Source organism: Tistrella arctica, assembly GCF_039630945.1.
Taxonomy (GTDB): Bacteria; Pseudomonadota; Alphaproteobacteria; order Tistrellales; family Tistrellaceae; genus Tistrella; species Tistrella bauzanensis.
Genome location: NZ_JBBKTV010000001.1, coordinates 624,401 through 638,543 on the forward strand (window position 1 = coordinate 624,401; position 14,143 = coordinate 638,543).

General features: G+C 66.7%; 15 protein-coding genes, 1 tRNA gene and 1 pseudogene. 13 read left to right on the plus strand and 4 right to left on the minus strand.

Annotated features, from left to right (window positions below; translation table 11 throughout):
- Window positions 1-91 precede the first annotated feature (91 nt).
- The 12 genes and pseudogenes from WG924_RS02880 to WG924_RS02935 all read left to right on the plus strand — a co-directional run bounded on the left by WG924_RS02880 (window position 92) and on the right by WG924_RS02935 (window position 9,893).
- Window positions 92-736 (plus strand): hypothetical protein, encoded by a 645-nt coding sequence (locus WG924_RS02880; protein ID WP_345931516.1) that lies wholly within the window; start codon window positions 92-94, stop codon window positions 734-736.
- Between the two features lie 119 nt (window positions 737-855).
- Window positions 856-1,041 carry a 50S ribosomal protein L32 gene (gene rpmF, locus WG924_RS02885; protein ID WP_188575570.1) on the plus strand — a complete coding sequence of 62 codons (186 nt, stop codon included), beginning with the start codon at window positions 856-858 and terminating at the stop codon, window positions 1,039-1,041.
- Window positions 1,042-1,121: 80 nt separating this feature from the next.
- A complete protein-coding gene (gene plsX, locus WG924_RS02890) occupies window positions 1,122-2,180 on the plus strand; it encodes a phosphate acyltransferase PlsX (protein WP_345931517.1) in 1,059 nt (352 codons plus the stop codon).
- A complete protein-coding gene (locus WG924_RS02895; protein ID WP_345931518.1) occupies window positions 2,177-3,154 on the plus strand; it encodes a beta-ketoacyl-ACP synthase III in 978 nt (325 codons plus the stop codon). The genes plsX and WG924_RS02895 overlap by 4 nt, the downstream gene beginning before the upstream one ends.
- Window positions 3,155-3,344: 190 nt before the next feature.
- A complete protein-coding gene (locus WG924_RS02900) occupies window positions 3,345-3,683 on the plus strand; it encodes an integration host factor subunit alpha (RefSeq protein WP_188575566.1) in 339 nt (112 codons plus the stop codon).
- A 50-nt stretch (window positions 3,684-3,733) separates the two neighbouring features.
- Window positions 3,734-4,024 (plus strand): annotated as a pseudogene (locus WG924_RS28210) (MerR family transcriptional regulator); the annotation flags it as partial.
- 799 nt (window positions 4,025-4,823) lie between these two features.
- Window positions 4,824-4,901, plus strand: a tRNA-Pro gene (locus WG924_RS02910).
- A 187-nt stretch (window positions 4,902-5,088) separates the two neighbouring features.
- A complete protein-coding gene (locus tag WG924_RS02915) occupies window positions 5,089-6,222 on the plus strand; it encodes an NAD(P)/FAD-dependent oxidoreductase (RefSeq protein WP_345931520.1) in 1,134 nt (377 codons plus the stop codon).
- Between the two features lie 85 nt (window positions 6,223-6,307).
- Entirely contained in the window at window positions 6,308-6,709 is a 402-nt protein-coding gene (locus WG924_RS02920) for a response regulator (protein WP_345931521.1), read from the plus strand.
- Entirely contained in the window at window positions 6,706-7,500 is a 795-nt protein-coding gene (gene cutA / locus WG924_RS02925) for a divalent-cation tolerance protein CutA (protein ID WP_345931522.1), read from the plus strand. The genes WG924_RS02920 and cutA overlap by 4 nt, the downstream gene beginning before the upstream one ends.
- Before the next feature lie 51 nt (window positions 7,501-7,551).
- Window positions 7,552-8,820, plus strand: coding sequence for an HD domain-containing protein (locus WG924_RS02930; RefSeq protein WP_345931523.1), 1,269 nt, complete (start codon window positions 7,552-7,554; stop codon window positions 8,818-8,820).
- A complete protein-coding gene (locus tag WG924_RS02935) occupies window positions 8,817-9,893 on the plus strand; it encodes a nucleotidyltransferase family protein (protein WP_345931524.1) in 1,077 nt (358 codons plus the stop codon). The genes WG924_RS02930 and WG924_RS02935 overlap by 4 nt, the downstream gene beginning before the upstream one ends.
- Window positions 9,894-9,959: 66 nt before the next feature.
- Here WG924_RS02935 and WG924_RS02940 read toward each other — a convergent pair whose 3' ends face one another.
- The 4 genes from WG924_RS02940 to WG924_RS02955 all read right to left on the minus strand — a co-directional run bounded on the left by WG924_RS02940 (window position 9,960) and on the right by WG924_RS02955 (window position 13,361).
- Window positions 9,960-10,709: an SDR family oxidoreductase gene (locus WG924_RS02940; protein WP_345931525.1), complete on the minus strand. Its 750-nt coding sequence runs from the start codon at window positions 10,707-10,709 to the stop codon at window positions 9,960-9,962.
- 72 nt (window positions 10,710-10,781) lie between these two features.
- Window positions 10,782-11,804, minus strand: a complete 1,023-nt coding sequence (locus tag WG924_RS02945) for an AraC family transcriptional regulator (RefSeq protein WP_345931526.1) — start codon at window positions 11,802-11,804, stop codon at window positions 10,782-10,784.
- A 34-nt stretch (window positions 11,805-11,838) separates the two neighbouring features.
- The gene (locus tag WG924_RS02950) at window positions 11,839-12,411 is read right to left on the minus strand and encodes a flavin reductase family protein (protein WP_345931527.1); all 573 of its coding nucleotides are present in this window, start codon (window positions 12,409-12,411) and stop codon (window positions 11,839-11,841) included.
- Window positions 12,408-13,361, minus strand: coding sequence for a LysR substrate-binding domain-containing protein (locus WG924_RS02955; RefSeq protein WP_345931528.1), 954 nt, complete (start codon window positions 13,359-13,361; stop codon window positions 12,408-12,410). The genes WG924_RS02950 and WG924_RS02955 overlap by 4 nt, the downstream gene beginning before the upstream one ends.
- A 129-nt stretch (window positions 13,362-13,490) precedes the next feature.
- On the opposite strand from WG924_RS02955, the gene WG924_RS02960 reads away from it, so the two are divergent.
- Window positions 13,491-14,120 (plus strand): FMN-dependent NADH-azoreductase, encoded by a 630-nt coding sequence (locus tag WG924_RS02960; protein ID WP_345931529.1) that lies wholly within the window; start codon window positions 13,491-13,493, stop codon window positions 14,118-14,120.
- The last annotated feature ends 23 nt before the right edge of the window (window positions 14,121-14,143 follow it).

The window sequence follows — 14,143 nt, forward strand, 5'->3', positions numbered from 1 at the left end:
GGAGCGCCATTCAATAGGGTAGTGTGCGCCGCCACGGCCGCTTGTGGCGGTTACCACCCATCTATCTGTTCCGACACGAGGATCTGCCGCCATGACCGGCCCAACCGCAGCACCTGGTCCGTCCGCAGCGCCTGGTGCGACCCCGGAATTCTCGCGCATCATCGAGATCGATGCACTCGATCCGTCAGAGCCGCGTGTGTTTCGCCATTCAGCCGATGCGGCCGAATGTGCGGCGCTGGCCCGGCGTCTCGACCTGCCGGCGCTCAATGCCTTCGATGTCACGGTCACCATCGGCCGGGTGCGCGGCGGGGCCCATATCGAAATTACCTTCTCTGCCCGGTTGATTCAGACTTGCGTCGTGACCAATCTACGGTTTGAGTCCACGGTCTCGGACACGGTGGCGGTGGATGCGTTGACCGAACCGGAATATGGCCGGCGTCTGGCCGCCATCGACGCCGCCGAGCCCGAGGAGGCGCCCGAACCGCCGGAGCTTCTGGTGGACGGTCGGGTCGATGTGGGGGAACTGGCGACGGAATATCTGAGCCTGGCGATCGATCCCTATCCGCGGGGGCCCGAGGCGCCGGCGGAGGCGGTCGAACGTGAAGTCTTTGCCCTTCGGGCCGGCACGGCCGGGGGCGAAAAGCCGCGTGAGCATCCATTCGCGAAGCTGGCGGTTCTCAAGCAGCAGGGCGGGAAAGGGCGGTCCGACGAGGACGGTTCTTCCGGATCTGCATGACACCGGACGTGAATTCCGGGAGAAGCCTTGCCATCGCGCCGGTTTTTCGCTAACTAAGCGCGCTATTCGGCTTGTGCCCGTCACCGTACCGAAAAGTCCCATCCTGAAAGGCGAAGACTATGGCCGTCCCCAAGAAAAAGGTCTCCAAGTCGCGGCGTGACATGCGTCGCGCCCATCACGCGCTCACCGCCACCAACGCGAACGAGTGCCCGAACTGCGGCGAGCTGAAGCTCCCCCATCATGTCTGCGGCTCGTGCGGCTTCTATGACGGCCGTGACGTCGCGACGGAGGCGGCGGCCGGCTGACGCCGGTCGATGCCTTTGGGTATCGGTACGTGGCGTCGGGCCGGTCCAGGCCCGGCGAAAGGCGCGGAGGTGAGGTGGCGTTGTCCGGTGATGTAACCATCGCACTCGATGCGATGGGCGGCGATCAGGCACCAAAGATGGTGGTCAAGGGCGCCGCCATTGCGCTGAAGCGCTATCCCGGCCTCCGGTTCCTGATGGTCGGCGACGAGCCGCGGCTGCGTGCGCTGATGAAGCGCCGCAAGAAGCTGCTCGCCGCGACCGAGTTTCTGCACACCGACGAGGTCATCCCCGGCTCGATGCGGCCGTCGGTCGCCTTGCGGCAGGGGCGCAAGTCCAGCATGGGGCTGGCGCTTCGGGCCGTGCGTGAAGGCAGGGCGCATGCCGCTGTCTCGGCCGGCAATACCGGTGCGTTGATGGCGATGGCGCGGATGATGCTGGGCATGCTGCCCGGTATCGACCGCCCGGCCATCGCCGCCACCATGCCGACATTGCGCGGCGAAACCGTGGTGCTGGATCTTGGTGCCAACACCGAATGCGACGTGCGCAACCTGATCCAGTTCGCGATCATGGGTGAACTGTTTGCGCGGATCGTTCTCGGGTATCAGAATCCCAGTGTCGGCCTGTTGAATGTCGGTGAGGAAGAGGTCAAGGGGCTGGAGGCCGTCAGGGAGGCAGCAGCCCGCCTGAAGACCATCGACGGCATCCGCTTCCATGGCTTCGTGGAAGGCGACGATATCGCCAAGGGCACGGTCGACGTCGTGGTGACCGATGGCTTTACCGGCAACATTGCGCTGAAGACGGCTGAAGGCACGGCCAAGCTCTACAGCCATTATCTGAAATCGGCGTTCCGCCGGTCGCTGCTGGCCCGGATCGGCTATCTCTTCGCCCGGGCAAGTCTGAAGGCGTTGCAGAAGCAGACCGATCCGCGCCATCACAACGGTGCCATGTTCCTGGGGCTGGGCGGCATCGCCGTCAAAAGCCATGGTGGTACCGATGCGTTGGGCTTCGCCAATGCGATCGGTGTTGCCTATGACCTGGTGGCTCACGGTTTCAACGACCGTATCAGTGGCGAACTCAAACGGATCGCGGCGGGCCAGATCGATGGCGCCTCCGTTCAGCAGAAGGCGGCTACGGCATGACGGTTATGCGCGCGCGCGTGCTCGGCGTCGGCGGCTATTTGCCCGCCAGGGTGTTGACCAACGAAGACCTGTCGAAAATGGTCGACACCTCGGATGAGTGGATCCAGGAGCGGACCGGCATTCGCGAGCGCCGCATCGCCGCTCCCGACGAGTTGACCTCGACGCTGGGGCTGCATGCCGCACGTGCGGCGCTGGCCAATGCCGGGATCGATGCGCAGGAGGTCGATCTGATCATCCTCGCCACATCGACCCCCGACGAGACCTTTCCTGCCAGCGCCACCAAGATCCAGGCGGCGCTGGGCATCACCCGCGGTGCCGCCTTCGATCTTCAGGCGGTGTGCGCGGGTTTTGTGTTCGCACTGTCGACCGCCGACAATTTCCTGAAGAGCGGCCAGTTCCGGACCGCGCTGGTGATCGGCGCCGAGACCTTCTCGCGCATCCTGGACTGGAAGGATCGTGGCACCTGCGTGCTGTTCGGCGACGGCGCCGGTGCGATGGTGCTGCGCGCCGAGGCCGGCGCGGGGACGAATGCCGATATCGGCGTGCTGTCGACCCATCTGTTCTCGGATGGCCGACATCACGACGCGCTCTATGTCGATGGTGGCGTCTCGTCCACCCAGACCGCCGGCCATCTCAGGATGGAAGGCAAGGAAGTCTTCCGGCACGCGGTCGTCAAGCTGGCCGACAGCGTGACCGAGGCGCTGAATGCCAACGGCCTGACCGCCGACGACATCGACTGGCTGGTGCCCCATCAGGCCAATGCCCGAATCATCACTGGCACCGCCCGCAAGATGGGCCTGCCGATGGACCGGGTGGTGATGACGGTCGATCGCCACGGCAACACCTCGGCCGCATCCATTCCGCTGGCGCTGGCGGAGGCGGCCGCCGATGGCCGTATCCAGCCGGGGCAGGTGGTGCTGGTCGAAGCCATCGGTGGTGGTCTGTCCTGGGGGTCGGCGCTGATCCGCTGGTAATTGTCCATCATGGCCGGCCGGGCCCCCGTGCCTGCCGGTGACGCAGACGGCTCCCGGGCCGTCCCCCGCATTTCGACAATGACACAACCGCGTGTCGCAAGGCCCTGAAGCGCAAGGCGTTTGACAAGCTTGTCCGCCATGGCGCATAAACAGGGTGAAGCTGCGCGCGCAAGTATTTGAGGACAAGACGATGGCACGCACCGTCACTCGCGCGGACCTGGCCGAGGCGGTCTATCAGGAAGTTGGTCTGTCGCGGCACGAATCCGCTCAACTGGTCGAGGCGGTGCTGGCCGTTGTCTCGGACAGTCTGGTCGAGGGCGACACGGTCAAGATCTCGTCCTTCGGCACGTTCGCGGTGCGCCAGAAGGGCGAGCGCGTCGGGCGTAACCCGAAGACCGGCGAGGAAGTTCCGATCCTGCCGCGCAAGGTGCTGGTGTTCCGGGCCTCGAACGTGCTCAAGGACCGTATCGGCAAAAGCCTGATCGATGTCGACGACCTTGAGGAAGATCTTGAGGACGCCGAAGCCTGACCAGCGGATCGGCATTGTGGACATCAGGGTGAGATGGAGGCGTTGACGAGATGACCGACACCACCGCCAATGATGGCGAACGGCGGCGCGGCGGCGGCAAGGCGCCGGGCGCGTACCGCACCATCAGCGAGGTGGCGGAGGAGATCGACGTCCCCGCTCACGTCCTCAGATTCTGGGAAGGCAAGTTCCCCCAGGTCAAGCCGCTGAAGCGGGCAGGCGGCCGGCGCTATTACCGGCCCGAGGACGTGGTGTTGCTGCGCCGTATCCGCAGCCTGCTCTATGACGAAGGCTATACCATCAAGGGCGTGCAGAAATTGCTGCGCGAGGGTGGTGTGAAGGCGGTGGCCGAGCGGGTCGAGGCTGGCACCGCGGGAACCGCGGCTCAGGATCCCGATCTGCTCGATGCCCTGGCAGCACGTCTCGATCGTGACGGCGATGATCTCGACGATGCGTCGGATGGCGACGAGGGCGGCGGCGACGATGATGCCGGGCATGACGATATAGACCTGGACGACGTCGACGATCCCGACGACATCGGCGATGACGGCCTGATCGCCGCCGATGACGCGCCGTCCCCGGCCGAGCCGGCCGCGTCGCCGACCTCCATTGTTGCACAGGCAGCGCCGCCGGTTGTCGCGGTGCCTGTGGCCGGCACCACCGGCCTCGCCGATCTGTCGGCCGCCCGTATCCGGACCCTGCTGGCGGAGGATGAGCGACGCCAGGGGCTGATGCGCGAGGCCTTGGCCCATCTGGAGCGTGCGCGTGCGTTGCTGCATGGCGATGACGAGGCCGACGCCGCCCTCGGACTTGTCGATGGCGATGTGGCCGGCATTGACGAGAGTTTTGCCGAGGATGTTCTGGTGATCGAGCTGTCGGGCGAGGGCGCCGGAGCATCCGGTATCGCTGGCGGCGCGCAGCCGGCAGACGGCCATGACCAGGTTCAGGCGGCAGATGAAGCCGCCGCTGAAACCATCGGAGATGACACGATGTCCCCGGACGCCGATGGCGAGCGCGGGCAGGATGGGGCGGCCTGAATTTTTCAGGCCGTAACCTGTCGCAGAAGGGTTGCGCGGGATGATCCGGTTGGATATAGTCCGCGCACTTCGCAGGGGGCAGTCAAATGCCCCCAGGAAGACCGGTCGGAGCGTGGCGCAGCCTGGTTAGCGCACTAGTCTGGGGGACTAGGGGTCGGAGGTTCGAATCCTCTCGCTCCGACCATTACTTCTCTTTGGCATCATCTTCCCCGGATGATGCCCGCAGATGGCGAAGTCTGCATCATTCGACGGCCGCGGCCCTGCATAAGGGTTCGCGGCCGTTGTGCTTTGAGGCTTGTGTCTGGTTCAATGCCGGCCGGCAGGCGGCCGGCAAGGGGTCGGGAGCGGCGGACAGAGGGGATGCGTCGGGTATGCGGAAGCCGGATCTGGATGCGGTGGTGGTTGGTGCCGGTGTCGTCGGGCTGGCGGTGGCCGAGCGTCTGGCGCGTGCCGGCCGCTCCGTGGTGGTGCTGGAAGCCGGCCCACGGTTTGGCGAGGGCGCCAGCAGCCGGAATTCGGAAGTGGTGCATGCGGGGCTGTATTACCCGCCGGGCAGTCTGAAGGCCGTATGCTGTCTGGATGGTCGTGACCGGCTGAAGGCCTTCGCCGCCGCGACCGGCGTCGGCTATCAGGCGGTGGGCAAGCTGGTGGTCGCCGTCACCGCCGACGAGGCACCGCGGCTCGACGCGATCCTGGCGCGCGCTCATGCCAACGGTGCGATCGAGGTGCAACCGGTGTCGGCGGTTGCGGCACGGGCGCTGGAGCCGGCGCTGGCGGTGCATGCCGCGCTGTTGTCGCCTGCGTCTGCGATCATCGACAGCCACGGCCTGATGGCGGTGTTGCTGGCGCGGCTGGAAGCCGCCGACGGCATGCTGATCACCCGCACCCCGGTGATCGGCGGCCGTGCGGATGCTGAGGGCATCCGTATCGCCACCGGCGGCGACGACCCGGCCGAGATCACCTGCGACATCCTGGTCAATGCGGCCGGGCTGGGCGCGCCCGCCTTGTCGCGGGCGATCGAGGGACCGGCGGCGGCTGCGGTCACGCCGCCCCTGCGGTTCGCCAAGGGTAATTATTTCCGCCTCGACAGCGGCCGGGCGCCGTTTCGCCGGCTGATCTATCCGGTGCCCGAGGCCGGCGGCCTTGGTGTGCATCTGACGCTGGATCTGGCCGGGCAGGCCCGATTCGGGCCCGATGTCGAATGGGTCGACGACCCGGCCGATCTGGCCGTGGATGCCGGCCGGGCGCCACGGATCGCCGAGGCCATCCGGCGCTGGTGGCCCGCCATGCCCGACCTGCCGCTGGTGCCGGATTATGCCGGCATCCGGCCCAAGATCGTGGGGCCGGGCGAGGCGGATGCCGATTTCCGGGTCGATGGTCCGGCGGATCACGGCGTCGACGGGCTGGTTCATCTGCTGGGAATCGAAAGCCCGGGGCTGACCGCGGCACTGGCCCTGGCCGAGCGTGTGGCGCTGGCGCTGGGCGTCGTGTCGCCTGAAATATGACGGGCGGCGGCGCACCGCTTTCCCCGCCGCGCGTCCCGGCCTATTCTTCGTTCATCCACATGGGGTCGATGGCGTGGGGGCCGTGATGGCTGACCTGACACATATTCTGCTGGCGGAAGATGAGCCGGATCTGCGCGAACTGGTGCGGATCTCGCTGGCGGTGGTCGGCGGGCTTGAGGTGACGGTCTGTGAAGACGGGGCCCAGGCCCTGGCGGCTTTCGATGCCGGCCGCCATGACCTGGTGGTGCTGGACGTGACCATGCCGGGCATCGACGGGCCCGAAACCCTGGCACGGCTGCGCCGTCTGCCCGGCGGTGAGCGGGTGCCGGTCGTGTTTCTCACCGCCCGCCAGCAGCCCGAGGACAATCTGGCCTTTCTGGCAATGGGGGCGCTGCACGTGATTGGAAAGCCGTTTGATCCCATGACCCTGGCCAATCAGCTGCGTGTTCTGTGGGAACAGGCCGGTGTCGCGGGAGAGGACGCGTGAGCGACAAGCTTGAGACGGCCATGGCCACGGCCGGCGATATCATCGCGACACTGACCGAGGAATTCCGCCAGGGCCTGCCGGCACGGCTCGAGCGGGTGCGTGGCGGATTGATCGGCTGGCGGGTGTCGGGCGATCGCGAGGCGCTGGAGGAGGCCGAGCGCGCGACCCATTCCCTGGCCGGGGCCGCGGGCAGCTTCGGCTTCCCCGATATCGGCGATGCCGCGCGTATCCTGGAGCGGCTGCTGGAGGCGGCGCAGGCCGGCCACCCCGATGCCGGCGCCATCGACCATGCCATCGGCCATCTGCAGGCCGCCATCGACACGGTGGCAGGTGCGCCGGTGGGTACCGCCGGGTCCGGCATGTCCACGCAACCACCGGCCACCGGGCCGGACGCCGTATCCGGGGCGGCGCCGGATGCGCGGGCCGGGTCGGATATGCGGGCAGGGCCGGAAATGCGGGCCGGGCCGGGCGGCGATCAGCCGATGGTGGTCTACATCACCTGTGGCAGCCGCGACGAGGCGACGGCCATCGGCCGGGCGCTGGTCGACGAGCGTCTGGCGGCCTGCTGCAATCTGATCGCCGGCATGACCGCGATCTATCGCTGGCAGGGCGCGATCGAGACCGGGGCCGAGGTGGTGTTGCTGGCCAAGACCGTCGATCGCCTGGTCACGGCGCTGACCGACCGGGTGCGGACGCTGCACAGCTATGACCTGCCGGGCATCTCGGCCTGGCCGATCACCGGCGGCAATCCGGACTTCCTGGACTGGATCGCCGCCGAATGCCGTGCATGACGGGCCGGTCCGGTGCATGATCGGCGGATGGGGTCAGTGAGCGGAGCAGGCATGAGCGGACGGCAGATCACGATCTGGGACTTCGGCGTCGAGACGGTCGAAGCGCCGCATGTGCCACCGGCCGTCGATGCCTTCGATGATCTGGCCGACTGGGCACCGGTGTCGTGGCCTGACGCCGGCACCACCGCCGGCGACCTGTTCCCTGAAGCACCGCGCTTCCGCTTCCGGCTGGACGACGCCGCGATCGCTGCCGCGTTCCCGCACAGCCTGCATCGCGACCTGATCGCCAGCGCCGGGTTTCAGCGGCTGCGCGACGTTTCGTTCCTGGGCGTGATCGACCGGCTGTTTCACCCCAATGGCCGGCCGTCCTTCGTCCGCCACAACCGCTTTCATCACTCGCTGGGCGTGGCGCTGCTGGCGGTGAGCTATTGCCGGATGGCGGCGGTGGCACCGCGCGACCGCGAGATCCTGATCGCGGCGGCGCTGCTGCATGACGTCGGCCATGGTCCGCTGTCGCATACGCTGGAGCCGGTTTTCGCCGACCGGTTCGGGATCGATCATCACGCGGCGACAGCGTCGATCATTCGCGGCGAGGTGCCGCTGGGCCTCGACATCCGCGCGGCTCTCGGCCGTCATGGCATCGATCCCGACGAGGTGGTGGGGCTGATCGCCCGCCGGTCCAGCCGTCTCCACGCCCATCTGTTCTCGGGCCCGATCAATATCGACACCATCGATGGCATCTGCCGGGCCAATACCTATCTGCACCGGGCCCCGGTCGATGCTCATCCGCTGATTTCGGTGCTGGCGCTGGCGCGGGTCGATCGGGCCGGCGTGCGGCGGCTGGACGGGTTCTGGCGGCTGAAGGAACAGATCTACGAGACCTTCATCTATGGCGATGTCTGCCGCTCGGCGGATGCGCTGGTCCAGCGCCATGTCGATCAGACCATCGATCGCTATCGGCCTGAGGATTTCTTTCTGTCGGAACGTGCATTGCTGGGCCGGGCCCGTGACCTTCAGACGCTGATCACCATCCTGGTCGGCCATATCCACGCCGATTTCCGGGCCGCGCATGCCGCGGCCGCGGCCGGACGGCGGCGTGGCGCGCCGGCGCCGGCGCCGGCGATCGAGACGGTGATGGGGCGCGAGCGTCGCTTCACCATCGAACCCGATGTGGTGCTGGACAGCCCGGAGGCCTATGCCCGGCGGTATCGCGAGATCAAGGCCCGGCGCAGACGGCCGCTCTATGGCCTGTCGGCCCTGGCCGCGATCGCGGGCGATGGCGGGGGCCGGCGCCAGCATGATCTGTTCGCCGCCGCATGATCGCCGGCGACCTGGCCGTGGATGGCATGGCACGCGACTGGACCGCGCTCACCGATGCCGCCCCGCATCTGGTACGGCTGCGGCGGCGGACCGAGGATCTGCTGTCCGGTCTGGCGGCGGCGCTGCCGGCCATGCCGGTGCTGGACGAGGACGACCTGTTCCGTGATGCCGACACCGCGCGGCCGCCCGCAACCGCCGGTCTGGGCGTGGTTGTCTGTGGATCCTATGGCCGTGGCGAGGCCGGACCGCAGGCGGATTTGGATAGTTATGTGCTGTATGATCCGCGAGCCGCGGCCGGCAAGCGCGGCGACGGTTGCGAGATGGCCGCGCGGCAACTGGCCGGACGCGTGCATCGCGCGGCCGCAATTGCCGGCATCCGCCAGCCCGCCGATGGCGGAGCCTTCGAGGCCACCCAATCCGCCGACGCGCTGATCAACACCATCGGCGGGGTCGAAGACGGCAACCAGATCACCACCCGTCGGCTGCTGATGCTGCTGGAAGGCCGCGCCCTGGCCGGGGCGCCTGTGTTCCGTCGCAGCCTCGATGGCCTGATCGCGACGTATGTGCAGGATCATCATGGCCGCGACGATCCGGCGACCTTTCTGCTCAACGACGTGATCCGCTATTACCGCAGCATCTGCGTCGATTTCGAAATGAAGACCCGGGGTGCCGCCGCCAAGGGCTGGGGCCTGCGCAATGTGAAACTGGTGTTCTCACGCAAGCTGCTCTATGTCTCGGGCGTGGTCGCGGCGGGAGAGACGGCGGGGCTGGACGTGCCCGCCAAGCGTGCGCTGCTGTCGCGGCTTCTGGGCCGGCCGCCGATCGACCGGCTGCTCGACATCTATGGCCCGGGCCCCCTGCTGCCGGCGTTGGCCCGCTATGACCGCTTCCTGGCCGCTCTGGACGATCCGGCCAACCGCGCAGCACTCGACGTGCCGCCGGCCGAGGCGCGCGGCCTGCCGCTCTATCGCATGCTGAAGGACGAGGCGGCCGGCTTCAGCCGTGATCTTCTAACCTTGATCAACAGCCGCTACCCGGCCGATCACCCGCTGCAATTGCGGCTGGTGCTATAAAGTCGCGTATCGACGTAAACCTGCCGCCGGTCGCCCGAGGTGGCCGGCGGCTGCATGAGCGCTGATCTACCAGCCCTGTTCGGTCGGCAGAACGAAGAGTTCCGCGACGTTGACATGGCCCGGGGCCTGGAGCGCGAACAGGATCGTGGCGGCGATGTCCGCGCCCTGCAGGAAGGTCATCTGCCGGGCAAGGTCGTCCATCTGCTTGCGGTAGCCGGGGTCGGTGATCCGATCATAGAGTTCGGTGGCGACGGCTCCAGGCTGAATGCAGGTGACGCGGATATTGTGCTTCTGCCCCACCTCCATGCGCAGCCCGTCTGAGAAGGCGGTCACCGCATGCTTCGTCGCACAATAGACAGACAGGCCCTTGAAGATCTTGCGGCCGGCAATCGACGACGTGTTGAAGATGTGGCCGGCATGCTGTCTGATCATCTGCGGCAGAACCGCCGCGGTTGTGTTGAGAAGACCTTTGACGTTGACGTCGACCATGCGGTGCCATTCGTCGGTCTTGAACTGGTCGATATCGGAAAGCGGCATCAGACCGGCATTGTTGACGAGAATGTCGATCGAGCCGCAGGCATCGACGAGTGCCCTGACGCCGGCCTCGACAGAGGCCGGGTCGACCACATCCATCTCGATCGCCAGGGCATTGCCGCCCCGTTCCGCGATGTCGGCTTTCAGCGCATCCAGGCGATCGGTGCGCCGGGCCGCGAGGCCTACCGTTACGCCGGCCTCGGCCAGCCTTGTCGCTGTGGCTGCGCCGATACCGCTCGATGCGCCGGTAATCAGGGCGATTTTTCCGTTGACGGTGGTCATTGGTGTCCCTCCTTGTTGCAGGCGGGCCCATCCCGAGCGGAGGGTGGGCCGTTGCCTTCGACAGGAGGACATCTATGACGTCCCGACTTTTCCATCTCGCGGTGGATTGCTCACGCTGTCGGGATCTTGCGCAATTGACGACGGAAAGGGCGATCGCGTTGCGTCGGCCTGGCGATAGGCGCTGGGTGAGAGACCCGTCTCACGCCGGAAAACCTGCGCGAAATGGCTTGGGCTTGAATAGCCGACCGTCATCCCGATTTCGATGATGCTGATGTCGGTTTCCTGCAGCAATCTCTGTGCCCTGGCGACACGCTGCCGGATGAAATACCGCGAGGGTGGAAACCCGGTCGCGGCCTTGAACAACCGGCTGAAGTGGAACGCGCTCATTCCAACCTCATGTGCCAGACTGGCGAGATCGAATGGCCGATCGAGCCGACCGGCCATGGCGGCGATCGCGCGGCGCAGTTTCGCGCCGGGCAAGGCATTTCGCGGCCGCGCCGAAGTATCCACGGCGGCATAATGGCGCAGAAGATGCACGGTCAGGCTCTGCGCCAGCCCGTCGACGAACAGCCTGCTGCCACCGGCATTGTCGGCGATCAGTTCACGGTGCAGGAGGCTCAGGATATGAGAGATCGTCGGGTCGCGACCACCTGATACGTCCTTCAGGGTGATGACGCCGCCGGCCCCGCCCGGCATCTCTCGCGCCACTTTTTCGAACAGCGGCACAGAGACGTATAGATGCATCACCTGAAACGATTGATCAGCTTCGGCCTGCCATCGCATTTCATAGGGCGCCGGCGATCGGGTCAGGAAGAAGTCGCCGAGCTGCGCGTGGCTCGCCTGCCAGTCGCCGCCGATATCCCGTTCCTCGACGACGGCCCTGCCAGACATGACCCAGACGAGCAGTGGTTCGGCGACGGCGGGCACCAGAAAGGGATGCTGGACGCGATTGCGTGCGAAGACCTGTATGAAAACGTCTTTCCAGGCTGGCCCGTCGCCGCTGATCAACCTGCTGCCGGCGATATGCCGTTCCAGCCCCAGCGGCGACGTCCGCTCAGGGGTGCCCGCTCCTGTCGGCATGTCATCCACAGGCATATGGACCTCCCGATTGCCGGTCGCGGCGCCATCCTCAAAGCATGCGCGGGTCGAACATGGCCGATTTGTCGATCCGCCGCCCTGAGATCATGAAGATGCCATCACCGGTATAGTGCAGGGTCGCAGGTCGGCGCCGCCGTGTCGTCACATGTGCTGTGACCACCTCGAACACGAAGAAATTATGGCTGTCGACCAGCCGGTCATCCGAGATGCGGCATTCGAAGCTGGCGAAGCATTCGGCGATCGCGGGCGCCTCGATTTCGGCGGAGAGTGTCGGCGTCAGGCCGAAGGTCCGGAACTTGTCGATCGCCGCACCACTGGTGTTGCCGATGCCGACCACCGCGTCGATCAGCGAGGCCGGCGGCAGGTTGATCACACAGGCGCCGCTTCGCCGGATCAGATCGAAGCTGTGATTGCCGGCCGAGATCATGCATCCCACCAGCGACGGCGTGAACTCCATCACCGTGTGCCAGCCCAGCGTCATGATGTTGGTCGCCCCATCATGGGCCGAGGTGACCAGAACCACCGGCCCGGGCTCCAGATAGCGCCGCACCAGATGGACGGGCAGTGGTGACTTGGCGAAGCGGCGGTGCTGGTCGGCAGTCATTCGGCGGCAGTCTCCGACAGGCCGGATTCGCCATTGAACTCGTCGGCCAGGCGATCGATCAGGTGGCGCACTGCCGGAACCAGCCCGCGGCGCGAGGGGAAGGCCGCATGGACGGCGCCGGATGGTGGCCGCCAATCGGGCAGGAGCGTGACCAGCCGTCTGGCATTCAGATCGTGTTGAACCAGATAATGCGGCAGGATCGTGATGCCAAGACCGGCACGGACCATGTGGTGCAGGGTCGGCAGGTCGTCGGCGGCGAATCGCGGCTCGTGCGGTATCCGGACGGTTTCGCCCCCGGGGCCGGTCAGCGTCCAATGGCGGATCGCGGGCGCGACGGCCTCGATACTGCCGCGTCCCCCGGCTGGCATCTGGGCGACGGTCGGCAGGCGGGCGAGGTCGTCCGGATGACGAACCGGGGCATGGCGGTCGAGCAGGGTGGGTGCCGCCACGATCGCGACCGTGCTGTGCCCCAGGATGCGCACCACCAGATCGCTGTCCTCCAGCGGCAGTGGCCGCACCCGCAAGGCGAGATCGAAACCTTCCTCGACGACATCGACCCGGCGCTGGGTGGCGTCGACCTCGATGCGCACCTCGGGGAAATCGATCATGAACCGCGCAAGGATCGGCGCGATGGCCGTCGACAGCAAGGGCAGCGGGCAGCTCATCCGGATCAGCCCGCGCGGTTCGGCCTGATTATGGGCAATCACCTCCTGTGCGGCATCGGCGGCGGCAATCATCGCCTGACAATGGCGGTGATAGGCGCGGCCGACATCGGTCACCATCGATGCCCGGCTGGTGCGCTGGATCAGGCGGACGCCCAGCCGGTCTTCCAGCGCCGACAGCCTGCGGCTGACGGTCGATTTCGGCAGGCCCATGGCCCGCGCCGCCGCCGCGACACCGCCATGCTCGACGATGCGGGCGAAGATCATCAGATCGTTCAGGTCATGCATGGGCGCCAATCCGGTGTCGTTCCATATATGGAACCTATCATCCAGGTTTTGCCATCTGGCGTCATGATCGTTCCACTCGTAGCTATAGGGCAGGAAACAAAGTTCTGATCATACCCGGAGACCTGACCTATGAAGCTGCTTCAGATCCATTCCAGCGTCGCTGGCGCTCAGTCGCTGTCGCGCCGGCTGACCGACAGCATCACCAATGCCATTGCCGATGCGATGCCGGGGCTGGAGATCGTGAGCCGCGACCTCGCCGCCGATGAACTGCCGCATCTGTCGGGCGAACGCCTGCCGGTGGTCCGCGCCGGCAAGACCGAGGATCTGACCCCGGTGCAGGCCGAGGAATATGCGTTGGCCGAAGCGGTCCTGGCGGAATTCCTGTCCGCCGACATCATCGTGATCGGCGCGCCGATGTACAATTTCGCCGTGCCGTCGCAGTTGAAGGCCTGGATCGACCGCCTGGCCCGTGCCGGCCGCACCTTCCGCTATGGCCCGAACGGGCCTGAGGGCCTGGCAGGCGGCCGCAAGGTGATCATCGCGTCCAGCCGTGGCGGCGTCTATTCGACCAGTGCCGCCGGTCAGGCGGCCGATCATCAGGAAAGCTGGCTGAAGCTGGTCTTCGGCTTCATCGGCATCACCGATGTCAGGATCGTCCGGGTCGAGGGCGTCGGCATGGGGCCGGACGCGCTTGCCGCGGCCTTCACCGCGGCAGAGGCCGAGATCGCGGCCCTGGCCCCGGCGGCTGTGGCTGCCTGACCGCATGATCTTGACTGGCTGCC